Source organism: Marinomonas sp. 63XJN7_7_ISO-PGPR-S23-202 (assembly GCF_056173505.1).
Window position 1 is genome coordinate 3,376,733 of the sequence record NZ_CM149677.1, and the last position, 21,442, is coordinate 3,398,174.

The window sequence follows — 21,442 nt, forward strand, 5'->3', positions numbered from 1 at the left end:
AATAAAACGAAATCAAACAATCCGAGCGGGATAACCGTTCGGATTTTTTTATTTCATAAAAATACCTAGATTGAACACTGGTCGTAGGATGTGTTTTCCCTATAATACGCTATCAGCGTAAACTTTCGTAAAAGCACAAGAGAAAAAAAATGAAAGCACCATACATAAGATGTTTTTGGGCTGGAAGACTCTATTTAACCAATGGCATGGTGATGTCCGTTCACTGTACTCACATTTCCTCTCAACAAATAGAGGTGGAGGCTCCCTATGGTTCTCAAGGTTCGAAACTGGTAAAGCTGGAGCTAAACGCCATCCATGAAGGCAAAACAGCTCTCATAAAAGCACTTTGTGTGCCCTTGGTGGATGTGTTAAATGAACATAATAAGCACTACATCCGGCTCAGTTTTCACAAAATAGCTCCCAAAGACCTAGCGTATATAAAAACCTTTATTGAAGATAACTCTTAGTCCAATCGTTATCACATCGCATCTACTCTACATTCATAATCTCGATAAGACATGAAACGCTCGCATCTTATCCTAATACTTTTTCTTCTAGCTCTTTGCTACAACGATTATAAAAGCAATCAAAGACTAGGCATGGGGCGAGCATCATGCCTAGTACTTTCATATAACAAGATTTGACAACTTAGGACAAGGTTGTCTCAAACAGTTTCAACAACTTCTCACTGTCAACTTCCATACAAACTTGCGTCATCGGCACATCATTCCAATGGGGTTCAGGAAAATCCATACCTTGTGGTGCAAAAATCGTCTGACCAATGCCAATTCCTTCACAAGCAACGCGTACCGCCCCTAATTCCACACCAAAGATACTGGGGTCCATGGCATAAGCAATCGTAGAGGCATCATGGAAATAACAGCCATTCACACCAAAACGACTACTGTAGAAATTGATGTAATGTTGCGCACAGTCGTACAAGAATCCACCCTCTTCAGGATTGGCTGCTTTTATACGCTCAAGAATAGTATTATCCAGCAACACTTGATGAGTTACATCTAACCCAATCATTGTCACTTGCCAAGGTGCGGTAAATACAACATCTGCTGCATGGGGATCATTCATTATATTGGCTTCTGCAACAGGCGAGACGTTACCATATTCAATGGCGGCTCCCCCCATCAAAATGACTTCGTCCACCAACTCTGCAACTTCTGGATCTAACTTAAGCGCTGCGGCCAAATTACCCAATGGCCCCAATGCAATAATGGTTACCTCACCTGGGTACTGACGAACCGTATCGATAATAAACTGAGCAGCACTTTCTTTAACTGCAGTACCTTTGGGAGCAGGCCAATTAATGTTACCAAAACCATCTTTACCATGAACAAAATCGGGGTGTGGACGCGGCTCAATCACGGATGGCACTGCAACCCCTTGAGCGACGGGAATGTCTACTTTCGCAATTTCCGTTAAAGTGATGGCATTTTGCGTTGCTAGCTCAACAGGCACATTACCAAATGTGGTGGTAAGCCCCAGTACATCCAATTCTTTCGCTTGGAATGCAAAAAAGATCGCCATAGCATCATCAATGCCAGGATCTGTATCAATAATAATTTTACGAGCCATATTCGACTTCCTCTTTTTTATATGAATTTAGTCTGCCAACATATCGACATGACAAACTAAGCTTGTTCGGCTAAAAACTCATCGACTTCTGAAATACTTGGAATGGCACTTGAAGCCCCCATTCTTGTGACGCAAATAGCAGACGCCGCACAAGCGCGCGTGAGCGCTTCTTTCATGCCCAACTGATCCATTAGGGCCGATAGACAAAAACCGATAAAGGTATCTCCCGCAGCGGTTGTATCCACCGCTTTCACAGAAAATGCTTCAACAAATAGATTTTCATCCTGATTAAAATAGCGTACTCCGGCTTTCCCTAGTGTCATCAGTACTGCTAACTCAGGGTAAGCTTTCGGCAGACCGTCGATTGCCGCATCCACATCACTAACGCCAATTAAGTCCATTGCTTCTACTTCATTAACAATCAGAAGATCAACAAAAGGCAGCACTTCCTTCGCCAATTGAGCGTCCATTGGCGCAGGATTAAAGGCAACTTTCAGCCCTTTTGCTTGTGCTTGACGCATAATATATTGGATTAGGTTTGTCTCATTTTGTAGCAACACCCAATCCTCAGATGAGGCCTGAGCTAAGACTTGATCAACCTGTTCTTCTGTCAATGCATGGTTCGCGCCTTGAAATAAAATAATGGCATTTTCTGCCTCTTTATTCAGTTGAATAATCGCGTGACCTGTTGGTACATCCAGCTTAGCAATCAACCCCGTATTCACCCCAAGGTCAGACAATTGATCCAAAATTTGCGCATCATTTTGATGAACCGCACCAACGTGTTTGACATCAGCCCCTGCTTTCGCCAAGGCAACAGACTGATTCGCCCCTTTGCCACCAAGCAAACATTGATAACTGTCCGATGCCATGGTTTCACCTGGTCGCACAAAGTGATCCAGTTGATAAAGGTGGTCGAGGTTAATCGAACCAAAATTATAAATTGCCATGTAATCTTTCCTTCTGGATGAATAGCGTTCAGTGGTCTAGAAATAACCATTCAGTCATTATACGCAAGCTTAAAAAATTATTGACCATCTGTACAAAAATAAAAAACGCCCTATTCAACCTGAATAGAGCGTTTATGGACATAGCCGACGAGTAAAACCCAGACTTTACTGTGGATTACTTATCAGAGTCTAAAAAACCACGTCCCTTCTGCGCTGCGATTCGCATACGCAATGCATTAAGTTTAATAAAGCCAGCCGCATCTTTTTGATCGTAAGCACCAGCATCGTCTTCAAAAGTCGCAATAGAGCTATCAAACAAACTATTGGGCGATTGACGACCAACAACGCTAACGTTTCCTTTATACAATTTCAAACGTACGGTACCAGAAACGTATTTCTGAGATGTATCGATCATCGCCTGCAGCATGCGGCGCTCTTCAGACCACCAGAAACCATTGTAGATCACTTTTGCGTAACGAGGCATTAGCTCGTCTTTAAGATGCATAGCTTCACGATCCAGTGTGATAGACTCTATCGCACGGTGGGCACGCAACATAATGGTGCCTCCCGGGGTTTCATAACAACCACGCGCTTTCATACCAACAAAACGGTTTTCTACTATATCGATACGGCCAATACCGTTTTCACCACCGATTTTGTTCAAAGTTTCCAAAATAGTGGCTGGCGACATTTTTTCACCATTGATAGCAATGGGATCACCATGTTCGTATTCAATTTCAATATAAGTTGGCGTTTCCGGTGCTTGCTCAGGAGACACCGACCAACGCCACATATCTTCTTCCGACTCTAGCCACGGATCTTCTAACTGATCGCCTTCATAAGAGATATGCAACAAGTTAGCATCCATAGAGTAAGGCGATTTTTTCTTCTTCGTTGAAAAATCGACTGGAATCTGGTGCTCTTCACAGTAGTTCATTAAGGTTTCGCGAGACGTTAGGCTCCACTCACGCCAAGGTGCAATCACTTTTACACCAGGCTTAAGAGCGTAAGCACCAAGTTCGAAACGTACTTGGTCATTACCTTTACCCGTCGCACCGTGAGCAATGGCATCGGCTCCGGTTTCATTAGCAATCTCAATCAAACGCTTAGCAATCAGAGGACGAGCAATAGAGGTACCTAAAAGGTACTCACCTTCATAAATCGTGTTCGCACGGAACATAGGGAAAACAAAGTCTCGAACAAATTCCTCACGCAAATCTTCAATGAAGATTTCCTTAACACCCAACGCTTGAGCTTTCGCGCGAGCAGGTTCCACCTCCTCACCTTGACCTAAGTCAGCGGTAAAGGTCACTACTTCACACTGATACTCTTCTTGAAGCCACTTCACAATTACCGAAGTGTCTAGGCCGCCTGAATAAGCCAGCACTACCTTCTTCACGTCAGACATTCTTTCTGTTCTCCTCAACGATGTCACGCAACCACAGTAAAACAGCGGCGCAAAAATTAAAAAAAGGGGTTATCTAGTGTAAGATTTCGCTACTTTCTTAGCAAGTAAAAAGCCCAACACGCCATTGAAATTAATGGAATAGTTGGACTTTTATAAAGACTATGCAAGATAACTCAGTATTACTTGCCGATTTTTTCTAAACGAATAGTCACACGACGGTTACGTTCACGGCCAGCTGCCGTACGATTACTGACCACTGGGTAGCGATCGCCATGATAACGAGAAATGATTTTATCGACTGCCACACCTTGTTTTAACAAATACGCGGTCACTTTTTCAGCGCGCTCTTTAGACAATTCTCGGTTATCTCGTCGTGAGCCAACATTATCTGAGTGACCATCAATGTAAATGTATTCAACTGTCGGATCGTGCTTCACATACAACGCCACCAACTTCAAACGCTGCTTAATGCTGTCCGTTAGTCGTGCTTTTCCAGACGGAAATAAGGCCGCTGTACGAGCAATCTGATCGTAATTAACCGGTAATAGAGACGACAAACATTGGCGAAATTGGTTATAAGCAGGTTCAAAATTAATATTCGACAAACTCACTTCCACCACTTCACGACGATCCTCCCAAGCCGTACCAGCGACCATAGGCTGTCGACCATGATCCAGACTGGTTAACATTCGTTCCGCCACTTTGCCCCCGACCTCAACCGTCAGTCCGTAACCTGGGTAAGGCAAAATATCGAGCGTTTCGGGTTTGATGCCAGGAGACCATTCCGGAGCCTGAGAAATGATATAAACTTGTCCTGGTCCTAATTTTTCGTTATTGGGTTTAAGCACAAACTTCATAGGCTCACCCGCTTCTTTTATAAAATGTCCAACGCCATAATGTGGCACGGGATGACTCAAGCTACATGAAAAAATATCACCCGATAACAGCCATTTCGAGTCCGTGATGCCAGACTGATACAGTATGGACGCCTGAGAACAGGCCACAAACATACTGCTTGCGAACAGAAAACAAGTGCGTGTTATAAATCGTTGGGTAATTCCCATTTAGAGATCTCGTTCAAGCATTATCAATTGTGTTATGATCCGATCTATCTACCCCATCATTATTGAGAAAGTGGCAGAATTAAGGAACTTCTTTTGTCAAACCATGAAATTAAAGATCGATTCCGTGGCTTCCTACCGATTGTTATCGACGTTGAAACCGCAGGCTTTAATCAAAAAACCGATGCATTACTAGAAATTGCTGCCTGCATCCTTCGTATGGATGAAAATGGTGAGCTATATACCCATGAAACTCTGTCATTTTTAGTCAAACCTTTCGAAGGGGCGAATCTAGAAAAAGCGGCACTGGATTTCACTGGCATTGACCCATATGACCCTAACAGAGCGCATATTGAAGAAAGTGACGCGCTAACGCAAATTTTCTCCAAGGTACGTAAAGAGTTAAAATCAGCTGGCTGCAAACGTGCCATTCTTGTCGGACACAACGCCGCCTTTGACCATGGCTTTTTAAACGCCGCCATTGAACGGGCGCAAATTAAACGTAACCCATTCCATCCATTTTCCAGCTTTGATACTGCCAGCTTAGCTGGATTGATTTTTGGACAGACGGTGCTAGCAAAAGCCTGTGAAGTCGCTTCCATCCCCTTCAGCAATGCTGAAGCGCACTCTGCAAAATACGATACAGAAAAAACCGCGGAACTGTTTTGTGAAATGGTAAACCGTTTGAAGCGTCTAGGAGGCTGGCCACTAAAAGCATCAGAAGATAACAGCTCAATGGAAGACATCTTTAATGCAGGAAAATAACAATACGAAAACACAGTCATTCAAAGAATAGTATCGTCTCAAAAAATTGGCTTAACAGAAGCAATCAGTGGTCATGAAAATGGTTATCTGTTCACCTCTTTATTTCGCAGAATTTTTTGGGCTGACTATCTTCACCGGCAAGGTTAAAATAACACATTCATTACCACTCAATGTCACGGGTCAGTCTATGCAGGGGAAACGAATTGGTTTACTTATCTTGGGTTGGCTGTCATTGATTACAGGCATAATCGGCATATTTTTGCCTTTATTGCCCACCACCCCTTTGGTTCTCCTCGCGGCATGGTGTTTTTCTAAATCATCCGAGCGCTTTCATCATTGGCTGATGAACCATAAATATTTCGGCCCGATGGTTCATGATTGGCAATCCGGTAAAGGCATCCCTAAAAAAGCACGTAATAGAGCCATTATTCTGATGTGGATGGGAATGGGGATTTCTATGATCATTATTGGTCGTCTTTGGGCGACCATTTCTCTTATTTGTATTGGCGTCGCGGTATGCACTTACCTATTACGCCTGCCAGTACGACCAGAACAACCAGATGACACATCGATTTAACTCCCAAGGTAGAGAATATGGCGCTTAGCAACATCACCAAAAGACCGTTACGCAATCTGTTTATTATTCCCAGCCTAACCCTTATTGGGATAATTTTTATTGTCTGGCTAATTACGCCGTTTGTAGCAAGACATTATTTACAAGAATACTTTCAGTCACAAGGCGAAAACGCTTCACTACAGCACCTTCGTGTCCATTTTTTTCCGCCAAGAGTGACCATAAAAGACTTAACCATCACCAAAGAAAAACAGGATACCTTAACCCTTAAAGAACTGGATTTGGGGATCAATATTTCTCCATTACTTTCTGGCACCATCCAGGTTTCTCACGCCAAAATTAATGGACTGACACTGTCGGTTAAACAGCAAAAGAACGACTGGATCATTGCTGGTATTAACCTTGCTCAATACCAATCAAAGGCTGCAAAAGAGCAAGCCAGCAATACGCCCAAAACAGAAAAAAACAGCGCTCCTTGGAGAATCAAAGTCCCACAATTTTCGTTCGTTAATAGTCATATCAACTTAAGCCGGCAAGTTGACACCACAGCTCCCATACAGAAAGACACCATATCAATCAATAAGTTGTCGATTAACGATCTAATAGGGAAAGGTATGGACTGGCAAGGCTCCGTCCAATTAAACACAAACATTAATACCGCAAAAATCGACCTTGCTAGTCAGTTTCATTACACACCAATAAAGGGCCAAGCAAGTCTGACGATTCAAGACACCTTACTGCCTCTTCAAGCCTTCGCCCATTTTATTCCAGCCCCTTATCAAACGGGTAAGGGGGATTTATCTCTGAAAGGCACACTGACTGCCAACCTGCACAAAAACAATGGCACAACATCGTACCAGCTTAACGATTCTTCACTCACCGCCAACCTTAAGGCATTGAACTTACCCCTGCCAGAGCAAAATCATCTTTCTCTGGCTTCCAGTACCTTAGCGCTATCAAATCTATCCACCTCTTATGACTCACAAAACAATCTCAGTGCAAAAGGCAATGTGGATATACAATTAAGCGGATTAACAACCAAACTAAAAGATAAGCAAAGTGCCAGTGTCGCCAAGCTATCCGTTAACACGCCTTTCGACGTAGTACAGCACGACCAAGCACTCACCGCCAATACACCACAGGCCAACATCAGCCTTCATCAATTAACATTGGCGCTCTCTTCTCTTGCCTTGACGAATGATCAAAGCACCTTGGCTCTTAGTCAATTAAAGTTAAGCAAATCCCCCACGGATTCACTTCAGCTCTCAGTAAAAAGTCAGCTAGACAGTCACAACCTAAACGCAGAACAAGCGGATATCAAAACCCACTACGACACACTCAGCCTGACGAATAACAGTTCGTTCTCACAAACACCCAACAAGGGTATAAAAGTCAATAACAACGACATTAACCTGACCTTAGCCGGCCTCACAGCTCAACAAAAAAATAAAGCGGATGTCTCACTAGGACAACTGCATATTACGGCAAATACCCTTAATGTAGACCTTAATAAGCAACAGAAACCTCATGTGATAGGCACAGACCTAAACCTGATGACTCAAGCTTTTGATGCGAAGTTATCCGACACAAAGCGAGCAGCATCGTGGCAACACGCTTCGCTTTCTCATGTTAACCTTAACCAACAAGGTAACGACTTCGATGTTTCTCTTAATAAGTTAAACATTCAAAAACTTATCGTTTCCGAACCTCTTGTGGCTAAAACAAGTCAGCCAGCCTCTCCAGCCCTTGTCACTATTGATAAGGTTGCCATTGATCAAATTCATGCTAACCAAGATGGCGTTCGCATCAAACAGATCGATACCAAAGGAGTGAAAGGTAACTTGCTATTAGACAGTAAAAAACGCATTGAAAACCTAGTGTTTGTCGACACCAGCGAACAGAAAGCCCCCTCAGAGAAAGCTAAACCAATCGATGTGCCTAGACAACAAGACATCGCCACACAACAAGGATCAAACAAGGCGCCTGCAAACTCAGCATTTAAAGCCCCTTATTATGTGATCTTGGATGCCTACAACATGACAGGCAAGTCTAGCTTATACATTCAAGACAAGAGCATTGATCCCGCTCTAAAGCGCACGCTAACCATTGAAAAGTTTGCAATTCGCAACCTCAACACCAAGGACAAAAAACAAAAAGCAACGTTAGATTTCAAAGCCAGAAATGACAAATACTCCACTATTTCTGGTGAGCTGACGATACTTCCTCTCGCGAAAAAGCTCACTATGTCGTCACACCTCGTTGTGAGCCAAGCTGAGTTACCGCCTTACTCTCCTTATATTGCGAATGTTTTGGGCTACCAAATTGATTCTGGCCAATTGAATCTAAACCTGACGTTAAACTCAAAAGAGGGCGTCATCAACGGCACAAGCCATATTGTATTAAAACAATTTGATCTGGGAGGAACCTACAAAAGCAGCTCAGTGATCAAAACAGGGGTTATACCGCTCAACATTGCGGTCAGTGCATTAAAAGACGGAAACGGCAATATTAATCTCGATATTCCTCTCTCCGGTAACATAGATAATCCTCAGTTCGGATGGGGAGACCTCCTCGTTTTACCGATCAAGAAGGCTTTATTTAAAGCGTCTACTAGTTATTTACTACAAACCTTTGTGCCTTATGCGAATGTCATTTCAATTGCACAGTTTGCGGGTGAACAGTTGTTAAAAATTCGCGTGGAGCCTTTACAGTTCAAGCCGAAACAAACCGACCTTTCGGCAAATCAGGAGACCTTTTTAAAACAATTAACAGATCTTATGAAAAACAAAGAAGACAGTGAGCTGAGAGCCTGTGGTGTAGCAAGCTATCAGGATTTAGGCTTAGAAAAGCCGCCTGTCGCCATAAGTAATGCGGCCCGTCAAACGGCCAACGCGATAGCAATAAAAAGAGCACAGAGCCTAAAAAATTACCTAGTGAGCCAAAAAATCAGCTCCTCTCGTATTTTTATCTGCGCGCCTGAAGTTGATCTTACCCGTGGCAGCACGCCACGTATCGATTTAAATTTCTAATTCATTTGCATTCGTTCATTGCTAAGCTAAGCGGCAACAAGCCGCTTAGCTCTTCATTATGCCTTACCCAATATGAGCTCGCTAACATTTAGAAGACTCTTTTTAGCATAGCTGACGGAGGCATTTTATTTACGCTCAGCTAACACCAACCATACTTTTGCCGTCAGAGATCAGTAAAAGCTTCTCCAAAATACCTAAAAATCACGTAATAAATGCGCATTACCTTGTGATGCAGGGCTCAATGCGCCATAACTTTATTAATGTGTTATTTAAGAAACGTGATTAGTGTCAAAACATCAACCCCACAAATCACCTAGTCTAATAATTAGAGAGTTGAAAAAGGAAAATAATATGCCAATTGAAAATCATAATTTAGCCCTTGAGTTACCAGAATTTAAAGACGACATTCATGCTCTTAAAATGACGGATGACCGCTTTAAAAAACTGTCAGATGAGTACCACTACCTGACAAACGAAATCAAAAAAATGGAGCAAGAAATTCTGCTCGTTTCAACAGAAGAAGAAGAGACCTTTAAAAAGCGTCGTCTGCAGCTTAAAGACACGCTGGTTGATTATTTAAAACAGTCTCAAAATACTCAGCAGACATACCAAGCACAAGCTTAAAGAAGGGACGAATGAGTCGCCTTCCTTTATCAGCAAAGGCGCAACGATCAGCGTTGAACAAGCACAGGCCAGTTCAACGCTGATCGTTGCGCCTTTACCGTTTTAACTTTTTCTTCTGACACCTTTCTGTACATACTTTCTATTAAATAATGCGTTACGAACTTTGTCTCTTTAATCCTCTCTATTCCACCCAATAGCAGCTAATCACCAAAGACTTTTTCCATATTAAAACAACACAATATTGCAAATGATTATCATAATCAATATCATACTTCTTCCTTTTATTAACCCTTGGTTTGTTATGAAACTTAATCCCCTTCTGGTTGCAATGCAAGCTTGTAGTGCACTTGCTCTTTCCACCAATACCTTTGCTGATACAACGACAGACGCAAACATAAAATTGGACACAATGGCTGTGAAAGGACGTGCCTTGTCTTACTATAAAGACGATGAAACAAGCTTCGCCACACGTACTGAAACCCCTATAGATAAAACACCACAGTCCGTACAAGTGGTAACCCACACCATGATAGAAGATCAGGCGGCACGGCAAATTACCGATTTGTATCGCTCAATATCAGGGTTATCACAAAACAATGTTTCAACGGTTACCCTACGCGGCTTCAGTCAAGACGAGATTCTTTACGATGGCTTGAAAGGCGACCCTTATGGAGAATTTTCAATTCCTCAGCTTTTCACAATTGATCAGGTTCAGGTCTTAAAAGGGCCATCTGGTGCCCTGTATGGCGCAGGAGAACCAGGCGGCGTGATTAACTATGTCACCAAGAAACCAACCTATGATCCACACAACACAGTTCAAGCTAGCATGGGCAACAAAGACTTTCTAAGCGGCAGCGTAGAATCCTCTGGTCCACTTAACAAAGAGGCTTCAAAACGCTATCGAGTGGGAATTTATTCGGATGGACAACATTCATACCGCAATAATGTGAAAGAACAAAACCGCATCATCGATCTTGGCTATGCGTGGGATATTAGCGATAGCGACACACTAACCACTCAATATACTAATATCCATCAGAAAATAAACGGCGCTCGCTTACGCGGGATTCCAACCGATAATGATGGCAACTTCCTAGCACCAATTTCTTGGAACGACAACGAAAAAACAGACTATCAAGAGCTCAATGCACAAGTCTTTCAGACTAAGCTCGACCACACTATTAATTCATGGTTGGATAGTAATCTGGCCGTGCGCTACTTCGAAAACACCGAGACTCAGAAATATCACGAAATAAACAAACTGCTTGATACGAATGGTGACGGCATTCCCGATACCAGTAAACGCCAATACCGTGACCAAGTCCGTAAACGCAAAGGCATCACCTTAGCAGGTAATTTAATCGCGGAGCTTGGCAAGCATACCGTGCTAGTAGGGAGTGAGTATTTTCACGAGAAAAACCGCTTTACTTATTCAAGGGCAACAGGCCCAGCTGACGGTGTTTCTAATCTAAGTCTTATCCACCCCATTTATGGAAAAGACAACCCCAACAATTACATCATGCACGAGCATACCAACGAAGACACCACATCTGACCAGCTTGGCCTCTACGCACAAGATCAATGGGCGATCACCAACAAACTGGAGCTCACATCAGGGGCGCGTATTGACAGGATCAAACAAGATTATCACAATCACCTAAAGGACTCTTCAACCGACTATTACGACACAGGCTATTCCACGCGCATTGGCGCCACCTACGAAATCAATAAACACCTCAAACCCTATACATCCTTCTCAACAGGCTTTGTTCCACAGGATGCAGAGAACCAACAAACCAGTGTAGGCGGACCTTTCGACCCAGAAGAGAGTCGACAAATAGAAGTGGGAATGCGCAGCTATTGGCTGAATAATCGACTGAATGTGAATCTGGCGACTTACCATATTGTCCGTAGGAACATACTTCAAGAAGACCCAAACGACACTGATAAAAAAGTTGCCTTTGGCAAAGTGAGAAGCCAAGGGGTGGAACTGGACATTATGGCGGACATCACCTCTCGCTGGGTCGCGAATATCAACTATGCCTATAACGACACCATTGTGGAAAAAGCGTTTAATGGGATCAAATATGCGGACGGAAAACGCTTTGCCAATACACCACACAACCAGCTAGGCGTTTGGACTCGTTATGATTTTCCACATATTCGCTCATCCATTGGATTGGGGGCGGATTATGTCAGCCAACAAATCAATCGCCAAGGGCAAAAAGTCAAACCCTACACGGTATACGATGCCTCATGGCAGACCCATTGGGAAAAATGGAAATTCCAGTTAAACATCAAAAACCTGTTTGATAAAAAATACGCGGTGAGTGGTTTTACCAAAACCATCGGTTCGTTCGTCGGTGAACGCCGTCGCGTTTATCTAAGCGCTACTTACAACTTCTGATTGGTCTTAACAAAATAATCAAGACCACAAAAAAGGGTGATATCCAATCATAGATAGTCACCCTTTTTTATAAAGTCGAGCTGTTGGTGAAATAAACGTCAAATGGCAGACAAAGGATGAATACTCCTTGAGCCATCTGAACCAATAAAGACCTCACAATGCACACCGTAACTGTTAGCAATTTGTTCTGCCGTCAGCACTTCATGGGTATCACCAAATGCCGAAACTTTACCAGACTCAAGAATCATCGTTTGATCAGCAAAACGATGGGCCAAATTCAAATCATGCAACACCATCAGGGTGGTGATATTTTGCTCTTGAGTGTAATCACGAACCGTTTGTAAAAGCTGTAACTGGTTAGCTAAGTCCAGCGCCGATGTCGGCTCATCCAGCAACAGCAGTTTTGGTTTACGAATCAGGGCTAAAGCTAAAGCGACCATTTGCCTCTGCCCCCCTGACATTTCATTCAGCATACGCTCGCTTAAATGCGCTAGCCCAAGCATATTAAGCATTTCCTGCGCTAGAACAAGACTTTCAGGTGAGGCACGTAACTGCATGTTTTGACTGTTTTGGGCCAACAGCAGCAGCTCAAATACACTCAAACGCACATTGCTACTAGAAAAGTCTTGAGCCACATAACCAATAATCTGGCTGCGCTCCTTTTGCGTCATGCTATTAAGACTTACTCCTCCTAATTGAATATCCCCTTTGGCTTTTACTAAGCCCGCTAACCCTTTTACCAACGTCGATTTTCCGGCCCCATTACGACCCAGCAAAGCCAAAGATTGTCCTGCGACTAATTCAAAACTCAGGGGGTTTAAAATATCAACTCGACCAATCCGTACAGACAACTCATTAACATTAAGCATTATCGTCTCCCCATACTACGGCCGAATACCAACCAAACAAAAAACGGTACGCCTAGCAAAGAAGTCACCATACCAATTGGTAGAATAATACCAGGTATTAACATTTTACTGACAATGGAAGATAAGGTCATAATCAAAGCGCCGACAATCATCGTCATCAATTGCGTAAAACGTTGATCCTCACCAACCAACATACGGGCCACATGTGGTGCCACCAGCCCAATAAAGCCAACGACACCAATCGTCGCTGTAATAGCACTTGCCAACAACGCGGAAAAAGTCAATAACAGCATACGAAGTCGTGCCACTGAAATCCCTAATACTTGAGCTTGTTCACCAAAACCACGTAATGCCGAAATTTGCCAAGATAATAAAAGCAAGATGGGAACAATCAGCACAATAATCACCGTATTGATCCCCACTTGTGTCCAGGTACTTTTCTGTAGTGATCCCATCATCCAAAAAACTAGGGACTGGAGTTGATCCACATTCGCAACGTATTGCGCCAAACCCAGTAGCGCCGAAAAAACGAAATGCACGGCAATCCCTAGCATCACGATCATTTCCACTGATAACCCCTTACGAGCGGCAAAAATACCAATAAACAACACAGTCGCTAGGGAGAAAATAAAAGCATTCGCCGTGAGTAAATAATCAACAGGAAGAAAACTTACTAAAGACGTTTGGAAGACAATAACCAATGCTGCACCAAAACCTGCCGCAGAAGAAATACCTAAGGTAAAGGGTTCTGCTAATGGGTTATCCAGTACGGTTTGCATTAACGAGCCCGCAATCGCCAAACCAATACCAGACAATACCGCCGTGATGGTAACAGGCATACGTAAATCCCATATCACCACATGCACCATGGGAGACACTTGATCGGGATGAAACACCCCATTAAGCGCAACATGCCAAGGCAATGTCCCTGAACCGCATAATAAATCGGTTATGACGGCTAGAACCGTTAAGATAAGAAAACCCACTATCAGCAACAATTTACGACGCACATCATTTTTGTAGACATGCGCGCTGGGCGCTTGGCCCAGCGTTTGTGAAACAGTATTCATAAGGAAAAATTATTCCTTAGCATGAGCAAATAGCGTTAAGTTTTTATCACTCTTAATATCGGTAAAACGCGCTAAAATCGTCTGATAGGTCTGTGTCGGATGGAGATTTTTAAACTCTTTTGGATAAAAATCTTTCGCTAACCCTTGAATCCCAACAATATTGTAAGGATGGTTATAAAATTGGTGGTAGGCACCATAAATTCGATGGTTTTTATAAGCCGATAATTGTTTAAAACCTGGGCGAGATAATAAACGATCGAAGGCTTCCTGAACTTGTTTTGGCGTCACATCATACCCCAAAGGAAGGGCAATGGATTTACTACGTCCTGACCATTGAGAACCTGTCATCACATACACATCAGGCTTCATTTCTAGCACTTTTTCCATTGCTACCACGCCTGTTGGCCCCTTTAACACTTCAGAACCTAAGTTATTACCGCCAGCGGCTTCCACTAAATCCGCCCAACCAAAGTTATTATGGGTAAAACAACAATCATTTGGCCCTTTGACGCCCGCATGGGCTTCTATAAACACATTAGGACGTTTGCCTCCTTGTTTGGCTACAGCAGCTTTCACCCCATCGTCTACGATTTTAAGCTGCTGCTGGTAAAAGTTGAAATACGCGTCACCATTCTGTTCTTTATTCAACACTTTACCCAAGAGCTTGACACTGGCAGGAGCGTCCTTAATCGGGTTCTCGGCAGTATCGACGAACAAAACAGGAATGTTTAATTTAGCCAAGGTTTTAATCACCCCACCTTGCTCTAAAGCTGGTTTAGAACGCAACTCTGCGACTAACAAATCAGGCTGATGGGTTAAGACTTCTTCTAAATTTAACTGGCCACTGTCACCAAAATTCATATCCAAGATTTTTTTAGCGCTTGGCCACTGTGTGGCTAGTCGATCCCAAAGCCCCGAATCACTTTTCTTGATAATATTATTCCAAGCAACAACGCGTTTAAATGGATTCTTTTTATCCAATACCGCCAGCATCAACACATCTCTACCGTCTTGTAACACAATATGTTTTGGCTCTGATTTAATGGTCACATGACGACCCGCCATATCAGTGACGGTCATCGGATACGTCGCCGCATAAGCGCCCAACGAAAATAACCCCATTAAAAGAAAAACAAAGCGTGACGCCAAATAACGCATAAACAACCCCTGTTAAAAAAGCCTAAGAACGAAACAAAAGTAAATAAACATTGTATTGTTTAGTGAAGAAAAATGTAAACAAAAAACATTCTCATTCAATAACTGTTCTCAGATTATCCTCATATAAAGGATGTATTCACTTTTTTCAGGCAAAATATTGACGATTACCGTACATATAGAGTCATCATGCCGCCATGGTCACTCTGATAGAGTTCTGAGGTAAAAATCGGTCGTATCATGTTTTGGATTGGGAGAATCGTAGTACCAGCCAAACTTCGCATAATGAAGCAACGCCCGTTGATTGGAGCGACTAACAGACAACAAACAATATTGGCATCCTTTCTCCATCAAGCGACGAGCAATAAAACGCTCTAATTCGCCAGCCAAGCCCAGTCCACGATATTCAGCAGCTAAATAGATCAGGTGAAGATAACCCGTTTTTTTACGAGTTGAAAAACAACGAAACTCAAGCTGACCAATGATTCTACCGCCATACCATAGATGAAAATAAAACCAGTCAGGGTGATGGATTCGTTCTAGCAAGCGCTCTTTATAGCCTTCTATAAACGTCTCGAAGCCTTGATAAGTGGCAAAACTACAGAAATAAGCCTCTTTACGAAACTCGCAACACGTCTCATAGTCTGTTTCCACATCGATAAAACGATATTCAATGTTCATTAGCGCCCTCCGTTAAAGTCTTTAGCCAATCATAGAAAGCCTGCGCTTGTTGCGTTAGCTGTTGTGAGGCTAAGGCAAGATAGCAATGTCCTGATGGGACAAAGCCAAATGGCGCAACCAGGCGGCCTCTTTTTAAATCATCCATAACCAATGGGTAAGAGCCCATCGCCGCCCCCAAACCATCTGCCGCGGCTTGCAAGCAAAAATAAAAATGCTCATAAGTGTGTTGCGGACTGCTTGAAAAATTCGCAAACATCACCTTGTCTGATCCGTTGCAGGCCAACCAATCCTGCCAAGCACCAGGGCGGGTTTTACTGTGTAAGTAAACAACTTGGCTCATCGTCTCTTGTACACTCGACCAATAGGCAGGAGAAAAAACGGGGCCGACACATTCCTCCAGCAAAGGCAACTTGAGATTGGGTGCTGACATCACAAAATCTTCTCGGCGAATGGCCAGATCAATGCCTTGGGCGACAAAATCAACAGGCCCACCTGCCGTGGATAAACGCACCTCAATATCTGGATGCAATTCGTGAAACTGAGCAAGACGAGGCATCAACCAACGCATGGTCAAAGTTGGCTCACACGATACCGTTAGCACATTGTCTATTTTGGGCATTAAGGCTACCGCTCCCTGTTCCAACGCATGAAACGCTTGTTGGGTAAAGCCTTTTAACACCCGCCCTTGCTCGGTCAAGCGAACATGACGCCCCTGTTTATAAAACAAAGCCTGACCTAAATAGGCTTCTAACACCTTAATCTGTTTGCTCACTGCTCCATGTGTAATACAAAGCTTGTTCGCCGCCTCAGTGTAACTCGACGACGAGGCAGCAACGTGAAAAATATGGAACGCTTTTAAGTGTCGCATTAGTGATTTTTTCTCACAAATTGAAGGAGGAAATATCGATTATAAAGAGTGACAGCATGACATACCATGTCAAGTATCACAGCAATTCATTAGGAGAAAATCATGTTTGAGGAAAACATCACTTGGTTGAGTTTAGGGCTGTTAGGCATAATCATTGTTATTAGTCCAGGGGCAGACTTTGTATTAGTTGTTAAAAATAGCCTATCCCATGGACGACGTGCCGGTGTTTGGACTGCCATTGGCATCGGCCTCGCCATCAGTATTCCCATTACTTATTCATTAATGGGAATACGTTACTTGATCTCACACAATGCATGGCTATATCCTATTATCCAATACGCTGGTGCAGCCTACTTAATCTATCTTGGCATAAAAGAGATGTTCTTCTCCAAGAAAAGGCCTTCTGAGGTACAAGGGACCATTAGAGCAGTTTCCATGTCTTCTTTTCGTCATGTTCTTCAAGGCTTTCTTTGCAATGCTCTCAACCCCAAAACCATGTTATTTTTCCTGAGCATTTTTAGTCAGGTCGTGGCCCCAGAAGGTGACCCCAATTTAGCAGCTTATCTTTATGGTGCTTATATGATTCTATTGCACGCCCTTTGGTTTGCCTTAGTCGCTTGCATCATTACCTCACCTCACTTGCAAAATCGTCTTGAGTCAATGAAAACTCGCCTTAATCAAATCTGTGGTGTCAGCCTATTCCTCTTTGGTTTGGCGCTTATTTTTCGCAGCTGATCCAGACGAAGCCACAAAATAGCCTTTATTTGCGCATTCTTTTGTGATGAATACAGGTAGGCTTGGTATTGGATAAACAGGATGAAAACTTTCATCTTATAAAAATGCCAACGATTCGAGAGGAATAATATGAGTCACATACTAGATTTAACGGTTAAAAACATTCAAGGTGAAGATACGGATTTATCGGCTTACCGTGGCAAAACGCTATTAATCGTTAACACGGCATCGAAATGCGGCTTAACGCCACAATACGAAGGTCTAGAAGCCCTCTACAAAAAATACCAAGACCAAGGCTTTGAAATACTCGGCTTTCCTGCAAACGATTTCGCAGGACAAGAACCCGGTACAGACGAAGAAATTCAACAGTTCTGCAGCCTTACTTATGATGTGTCTTTTCCGATGTTTAGCAAAATCGTTGTCACTGGTGACGAGAAGCACCCACTGTACAAAGGCTTAATCGAAGCAGCCCCTGAGACACCGAATCGTGACGCGATGGTAACTATGTTAGCAGGCCATAATATTGAGGCAACCAAAGCGCCTGAGGTAGTATGGAACTTTGAAAAGTTCCTCATCACTAAAGAAGGCAAGGTGATACGCTTCTCTCCAGATGTCACACCGGACAACGAAGCCCTTGTGAAAGCCATCGAAGCCGATCTATAAACGTCCACTTCCCTAATAGAAAAGCTCAAAAAAACGGATCCATATGATCCGTTTTTTATGTCACTCACCCATTAATATTCCTTTCTCGTGCTCTTATTCAGTGACATGACAGCACCACGCCTCTGCGATACCTCACATCAAAGAGATAAAACCGAGACCGCCCACTAACCCCGTTAAAATACCAATAGGCATGTCTTCAGGCGGCATAATAACTCGGTCAAGAATCAACGAACAAGCGCTTCTCAGGGAGGGAAATATTCATCTTCATATGCAGCAACTAGGTAAAGAAGAATGGCGATGAAAGTTAGAATTTTACCTATTGGTCGTTTTTATGTTGTCGCGAATGGTGGCTGATAAACGTATAGATGCATCAATTCTTCGCATGTCATTAAGCCAAGTTGCTGCATTTCACTACTTTGATAGAGAAAACCCACCTTCTTCAAGACATTGCCAGAGGCGGGGTTTCTGTCAAGATGGCGAGCCGTTAAGCGCTTTAGGCCAAAATCGCTACAAGCGCCACAAACCAGACGTTTAGCCGCTTCTGTTGCGAAGCCTTGTCGCCAAAAATCCACTCCATACCAATACCCCAGTTCTGCCTGATCGTCATGAATATTCATTAATGAGATCGAACCAATCAGCTGCTTGGTTTGTTTTAACTCAACGGCGAAACAAATAAAGCGACGTGCCTGCCACGCTTCTAAATGACTTGCTATCCAATGCGCCGACAAGCCCTCAGGATATGGATGAGGAATACTGGCTGTCATATCGGCCACCAAGGAAGTGTTGACCAAATAAGTCACCACATCCGCATCACTTAATAAAAAAGGCCGTAATACTAATCGCTCAGAATACATAACAGGCTGCGAGACTTGTCCCACAGATCGGCGGGCGATCCTAGGAAGATGTCGAGAAAAGAAATGACTAAATAAACTCGCCATTAATGATCACCCTTCTACAAGGAAACAACTTTATTAAAAGCTTCTTTTTACACTGTAGACCTGAACTTGAAAAATGAGCAAATCAATACATACATTTTAACCCTTAGCAAAAAACACTTCTTGCATGGTATGAGGGGCAAAGGCATCATTGGCCTCATAAGGTTGTAGACCAGCACAATCTTTTAACTCAGCCACCATTTGTCGGTTAAATGGATGTATATTGGCATCATGCAAATACTCATCCATTGGCATCCAACGCGCTTCAGCGACTTCGTCAGTATCCGTAATGACAATCTTCTCACTCAAGGGCGTTAAGCGGCAAACAATATACATATTGGATTTGCCAAACTGCACAGGGTGACGCGTGCGAATACCCAACACACCTTCAAATTGTGTCTCAATACCCGTTTCTTCGAGCACCTCACGAGTCACCGCCGTCTCAATTCTTTCCCCCTGCTCAAGATAGCCACCAGGCAATTTAAACCCTCGATAGCTCGACCAAGTATCACGCATCACCAGCAACTCATTTTTCTTATTGATCACAATCGCCCCCGTTCCAATGGTATGTGTGGGAGCAAAAGGAGCAAAGCTCTGATCTGACAAACGACAGATTAAAGTAACCTCTTGAGCATGACAATTGTGAAATTCAAAGCCAAGTTTCAGCGCAACAGGAACCCATTCCCCCTGTTCACTCGACAAGGTTAGCCAGATTAAATTTTTCTCAGCGTCGCGGGCGACCATCAATAGATCTTGTAGACCTTTCTCAAAATCCGAAGCAGAATTGGATAAGGCAGAACTCTCTATGATGACACCACCAAATTGATCCAACTGGTGAGGAAGACTAACGGGCATAACAACCTCGCAGTGTGATATGGATAAATAACTATCATAACGCCATCTAGGTAATAAAATGAAACAGAATAGCGCTCTGGATAACCTTGAAATAGGGAAATATTAAGAGAAGATTAGTGAGCCTAAAGAGAAAACAGGCTGGCGTACCAACGAAGGGGACACGCCAACAACCGCCTAAAATACTACCTATGTATTGTGGAGGGAGCTTTTACAGTATAGATGCTAGCCCATGATTTTCCAGCCAAAAATACCAGCATTATCAGTTCACAGGTCTCTCAGCATATTGGGGCTTGTCGTCGTTGATCTCATCCCATTCGGCTTTGGAATTCACAAAGATATGCATAGACGATTTGGTGTTGATTGGCGTATCAAGCGTGCCAAGACGTAAACGCAATACTTCAGGTTGACTAGGGCGGCGGCTATAAAGTGGCGATGCGCACTGCTTACAGAATACACGAAAGACACCTGGAGTGGATTCAAACTCTGCGGTTAACTCTTCGCCCTTAAGGAAACGAAAACTTTCGCTGGCGATGGCCGTATTGGTGGCAAATGCCGATCCATTAGCCTTACGGCATTTTTGGCAATGACATTGGACAATTTCGCCCAAATCTCCCTGAATTTCATATTGAATTCCATTACAAAGACAACTGCCTTTCAACATAACAACGACTCCTCTTTAATCTTGCCGCTTATCTCATATTGAGTGATTTATCTGACATCATGCCTGATAAATCACGTCCGATCCATAACGCACTTCTAACCCTTCACGCACCGATTTCTTCATGCCTTTCACCACCAAAGCATAGGAATGATCGATCTGTCGTTGCACTTCACCGATTGGTAGATTACCACCCAAAACAATAGAGTTCCAATGCTGTTTGTTCATATGGTACGCTGGAATGACCTCCTCAAAAATATCCCGTAATTCTCTGGCGTCAAGAGGATCGCATTTGAGGTTCAGTAAAGGTTGCCCCTGCCTTGAGATCAACAAAGCAAACATTTTATTCTGCACCTTAAAAACTGCAGTTTTCTCATCAAAAGGATACGTCTCTTGCGCCTCTGGTTTGGACAACAAATACTCTTTTATGGTATCAAAATTCACAACGTCCTCCACAAATCGCTCCAGCACAGTCATCTGCTAAAAGCCTGAGTGAGGAAATATCCAAACGCAAGCCTTTCATCAGACATCCTTTGACAATTACA

General features: G+C 43.2%; 21 protein-coding genes. 8 read left to right on the top strand and 13 right to left on the bottom strand.

What is annotated here, in order from left to right:
- Positions 1–149 precede the first annotated feature (149 nt).
- Positions 150–467, top strand: coding sequence for a hypothetical protein (locus tag AC0VYG_RS15645; protein WP_475428883.1), 318 nt, complete (start codon positions 150–152; stop codon positions 465–467).
- A 181-nt stretch (positions 468–648) separates the two neighbouring features.
- On the opposite strand, the gene AC0VYG_RS15650 is transcribed toward AC0VYG_RS15645, so the two are convergent.
- The 4 genes from AC0VYG_RS15650 to AC0VYG_RS15665 form a co-directional block, all read right to left on the bottom strand.
- A complete protein-coding gene (locus AC0VYG_RS15650; RefSeq protein ID WP_475428884.1) occupies positions 649–1,590 on the bottom strand; it encodes a nucleoside hydrolase in 942 nt (313 codons plus the stop codon).
- Between the two features lie 56 nt (positions 1,591–1,646).
- Positions 1,647–2,540: a ribokinase gene (locus AC0VYG_RS15655; protein ID WP_475428885.1), complete on the bottom strand. Its 894-nt coding sequence runs from the start codon at positions 2,538–2,540 to the stop codon at positions 1,647–1,649.
- 175 nt (positions 2,541–2,715) lie between these two features.
- Positions 2,716–3,948 (bottom strand): argininosuccinate synthase, encoded by a 1,233-nt coding sequence (locus AC0VYG_RS15660; protein ID WP_475428886.1) that lies wholly within the window; start codon positions 3,946–3,948, stop codon positions 2,716–2,718.
- Positions 3,949–4,127: 179 nt separating this feature from the next.
- Positions 4,128–5,012, bottom strand: a complete 885-nt coding sequence (locus AC0VYG_RS15665; protein ID WP_475428887.1) for a flagellar protein MotY — start codon at positions 5,010–5,012, stop codon at positions 4,128–4,130.
- A 93-nt stretch (positions 5,013–5,105) separates the two neighbouring features.
- Here AC0VYG_RS15665 and rnt point away from each other — a divergent pair, with 93 nt between their 5' ends.
- The 5 genes from rnt (at position 5,106) to AC0VYG_RS15690 (ending at position 12,408) form a co-directional block, all read left to right on the top strand.
- Positions 5,106–5,774: a ribonuclease T gene (gene rnt / locus AC0VYG_RS15670; RefSeq protein ID WP_475428888.1), complete on the top strand. Its 669-nt coding sequence runs from the start codon at positions 5,106–5,108 to the stop codon at positions 5,772–5,774.
- A 73-nt stretch (positions 5,775–5,847) separates the two neighbouring features.
- The gene (locus tag AC0VYG_RS15675) at positions 5,848–6,351 is read left to right on the top strand and encodes a YbaN family protein (RefSeq protein ID WP_475428889.1); all 504 of its coding nucleotides are present in this window, start codon (positions 5,848–5,850) and stop codon (positions 6,349–6,351) included.
- A gap of 17 nt (positions 6,352–6,368) precedes the next feature.
- The gene (locus AC0VYG_RS15680) at positions 6,369–9,377 is read left to right on the top strand and encodes a DUF748 domain-containing protein (RefSeq protein ID WP_475428890.1); all 3,009 of its coding nucleotides are present in this window, start codon (positions 6,369–6,371) and stop codon (positions 9,375–9,377) included.
- Positions 9,378–9,728: 351 nt separating this feature from the next.
- On the top strand, positions 9,729–10,001 hold the full coding sequence (locus tag AC0VYG_RS15685; protein ID WP_475428891.1) for an HP1242/YdcH family protein: 273 nt from the start codon (positions 9,729–9,731) through the stop codon (positions 9,999–10,001).
- Positions 10,002–10,302: 301 nt separating this feature from the next.
- The gene (locus AC0VYG_RS15690) at positions 10,303–12,408 is read left to right on the top strand and encodes a TonB-dependent siderophore receptor (protein WP_475428892.1); all 2,106 of its coding nucleotides are present in this window, start codon (positions 10,303–10,305) and stop codon (positions 12,406–12,408) included.
- A 98-nt stretch (positions 12,409–12,506) separates the two neighbouring features.
- Here the strand turns inward: AC0VYG_RS15690 and AC0VYG_RS15695 are convergent, their stop codons facing one another.
- The 5 genes from AC0VYG_RS15695 to AC0VYG_RS15715 form a co-directional block, all read right to left on the bottom strand.
- Positions 12,507–13,277, bottom strand: coding sequence for an ABC transporter ATP-binding protein (locus tag AC0VYG_RS15695; RefSeq protein WP_475428893.1), 771 nt, complete (start codon positions 13,275–13,277; stop codon positions 12,507–12,509).
- Positions 13,277–14,347, bottom strand: a complete 1,071-nt coding sequence (locus AC0VYG_RS15700) for a FecCD family ABC transporter permease (protein WP_475428894.1) — start codon at positions 14,345–14,347, stop codon at positions 13,277–13,279. Before AC0VYG_RS15700 ends, AC0VYG_RS15695 begins: the two co-directional genes overlap by 1 nt.
- A 9-nt stretch (positions 14,348–14,356) precedes the next feature.
- Entirely contained in the window at positions 14,357–15,505 is a 1,149-nt protein-coding gene (locus tag AC0VYG_RS15705; protein WP_475428895.1) for an ABC transporter substrate-binding protein, read from the bottom strand.
- A 198-nt stretch (positions 15,506–15,703) separates the two neighbouring features.
- Positions 15,704–16,183: a GNAT family N-acetyltransferase gene (locus tag AC0VYG_RS15710; protein ID WP_475428896.1), complete on the bottom strand. Its 480-nt coding sequence runs from the start codon at positions 16,181–16,183 to the stop codon at positions 15,704–15,706.
- Complete coding sequence (locus AC0VYG_RS15715) at positions 16,173–17,051, bottom strand: LysR substrate-binding domain-containing protein (protein WP_475428897.1); 879 nt, start codon at positions 17,049–17,051, stop codon at positions 16,173–16,175. The genes AC0VYG_RS15710 and AC0VYG_RS15715 overlap by 11 nt, the downstream gene beginning before the upstream one ends.
- Positions 17,052–17,153: 102 nt before the next feature.
- Between AC0VYG_RS15715 and AC0VYG_RS15720 the strand changes: the two genes are divergently transcribed.
- Entirely contained in the window at positions 17,154–17,786 is a 633-nt protein-coding gene (locus tag AC0VYG_RS15720) for a LysE family translocator (RefSeq protein WP_475428898.1), read from the top strand.
- 129 nt (positions 17,787–17,915) lie between these two features.
- Complete coding sequence (locus tag AC0VYG_RS15725; RefSeq protein WP_199475216.1) at positions 17,916–18,449, top strand: glutathione peroxidase; 534 nt, start codon at positions 17,916–17,918, stop codon at positions 18,447–18,449.
- Between the two features lie 329 nt (positions 18,450–18,778).
- Here the strand turns inward: AC0VYG_RS15725 and AC0VYG_RS15730 are convergent, their stop codons facing one another.
- From AC0VYG_RS15730 to AC0VYG_RS15745, 4 genes are all read right to left on the bottom strand, one after another.
- On the bottom strand, positions 18,779–19,387 hold the full coding sequence (locus AC0VYG_RS15730) for a GNAT family N-acetyltransferase (RefSeq protein ID WP_475428899.1): 609 nt from the start codon (positions 19,385–19,387) through the stop codon (positions 18,779–18,781).
- A gap of 96 nt (positions 19,388–19,483) precedes the next feature.
- The gene (locus AC0VYG_RS15735; RefSeq protein ID WP_475428900.1) at positions 19,484–20,239 is read right to left on the bottom strand and encodes an NUDIX hydrolase; all 756 of its coding nucleotides are present in this window, start codon (positions 20,237–20,239) and stop codon (positions 19,484–19,486) included.
- A 259-nt stretch (positions 20,240–20,498) separates the two neighbouring features.
- The gene (locus tag AC0VYG_RS15740) at positions 20,499–20,900 is read right to left on the bottom strand and encodes a GFA family protein (RefSeq protein WP_475428901.1); all 402 of its coding nucleotides are present in this window, start codon (positions 20,898–20,900) and stop codon (positions 20,499–20,501) included.
- Positions 20,901–20,957: 57 nt separating this feature from the next.
- Positions 20,958–21,341, bottom strand: a complete 384-nt coding sequence (locus AC0VYG_RS15745; RefSeq protein WP_475428902.1) for an MmcQ/YjbR family DNA-binding protein — start codon at positions 21,339–21,341, stop codon at positions 20,958–20,960.
- Between the last annotated feature and the right edge of the window lie 101 nt (positions 21,342–21,442).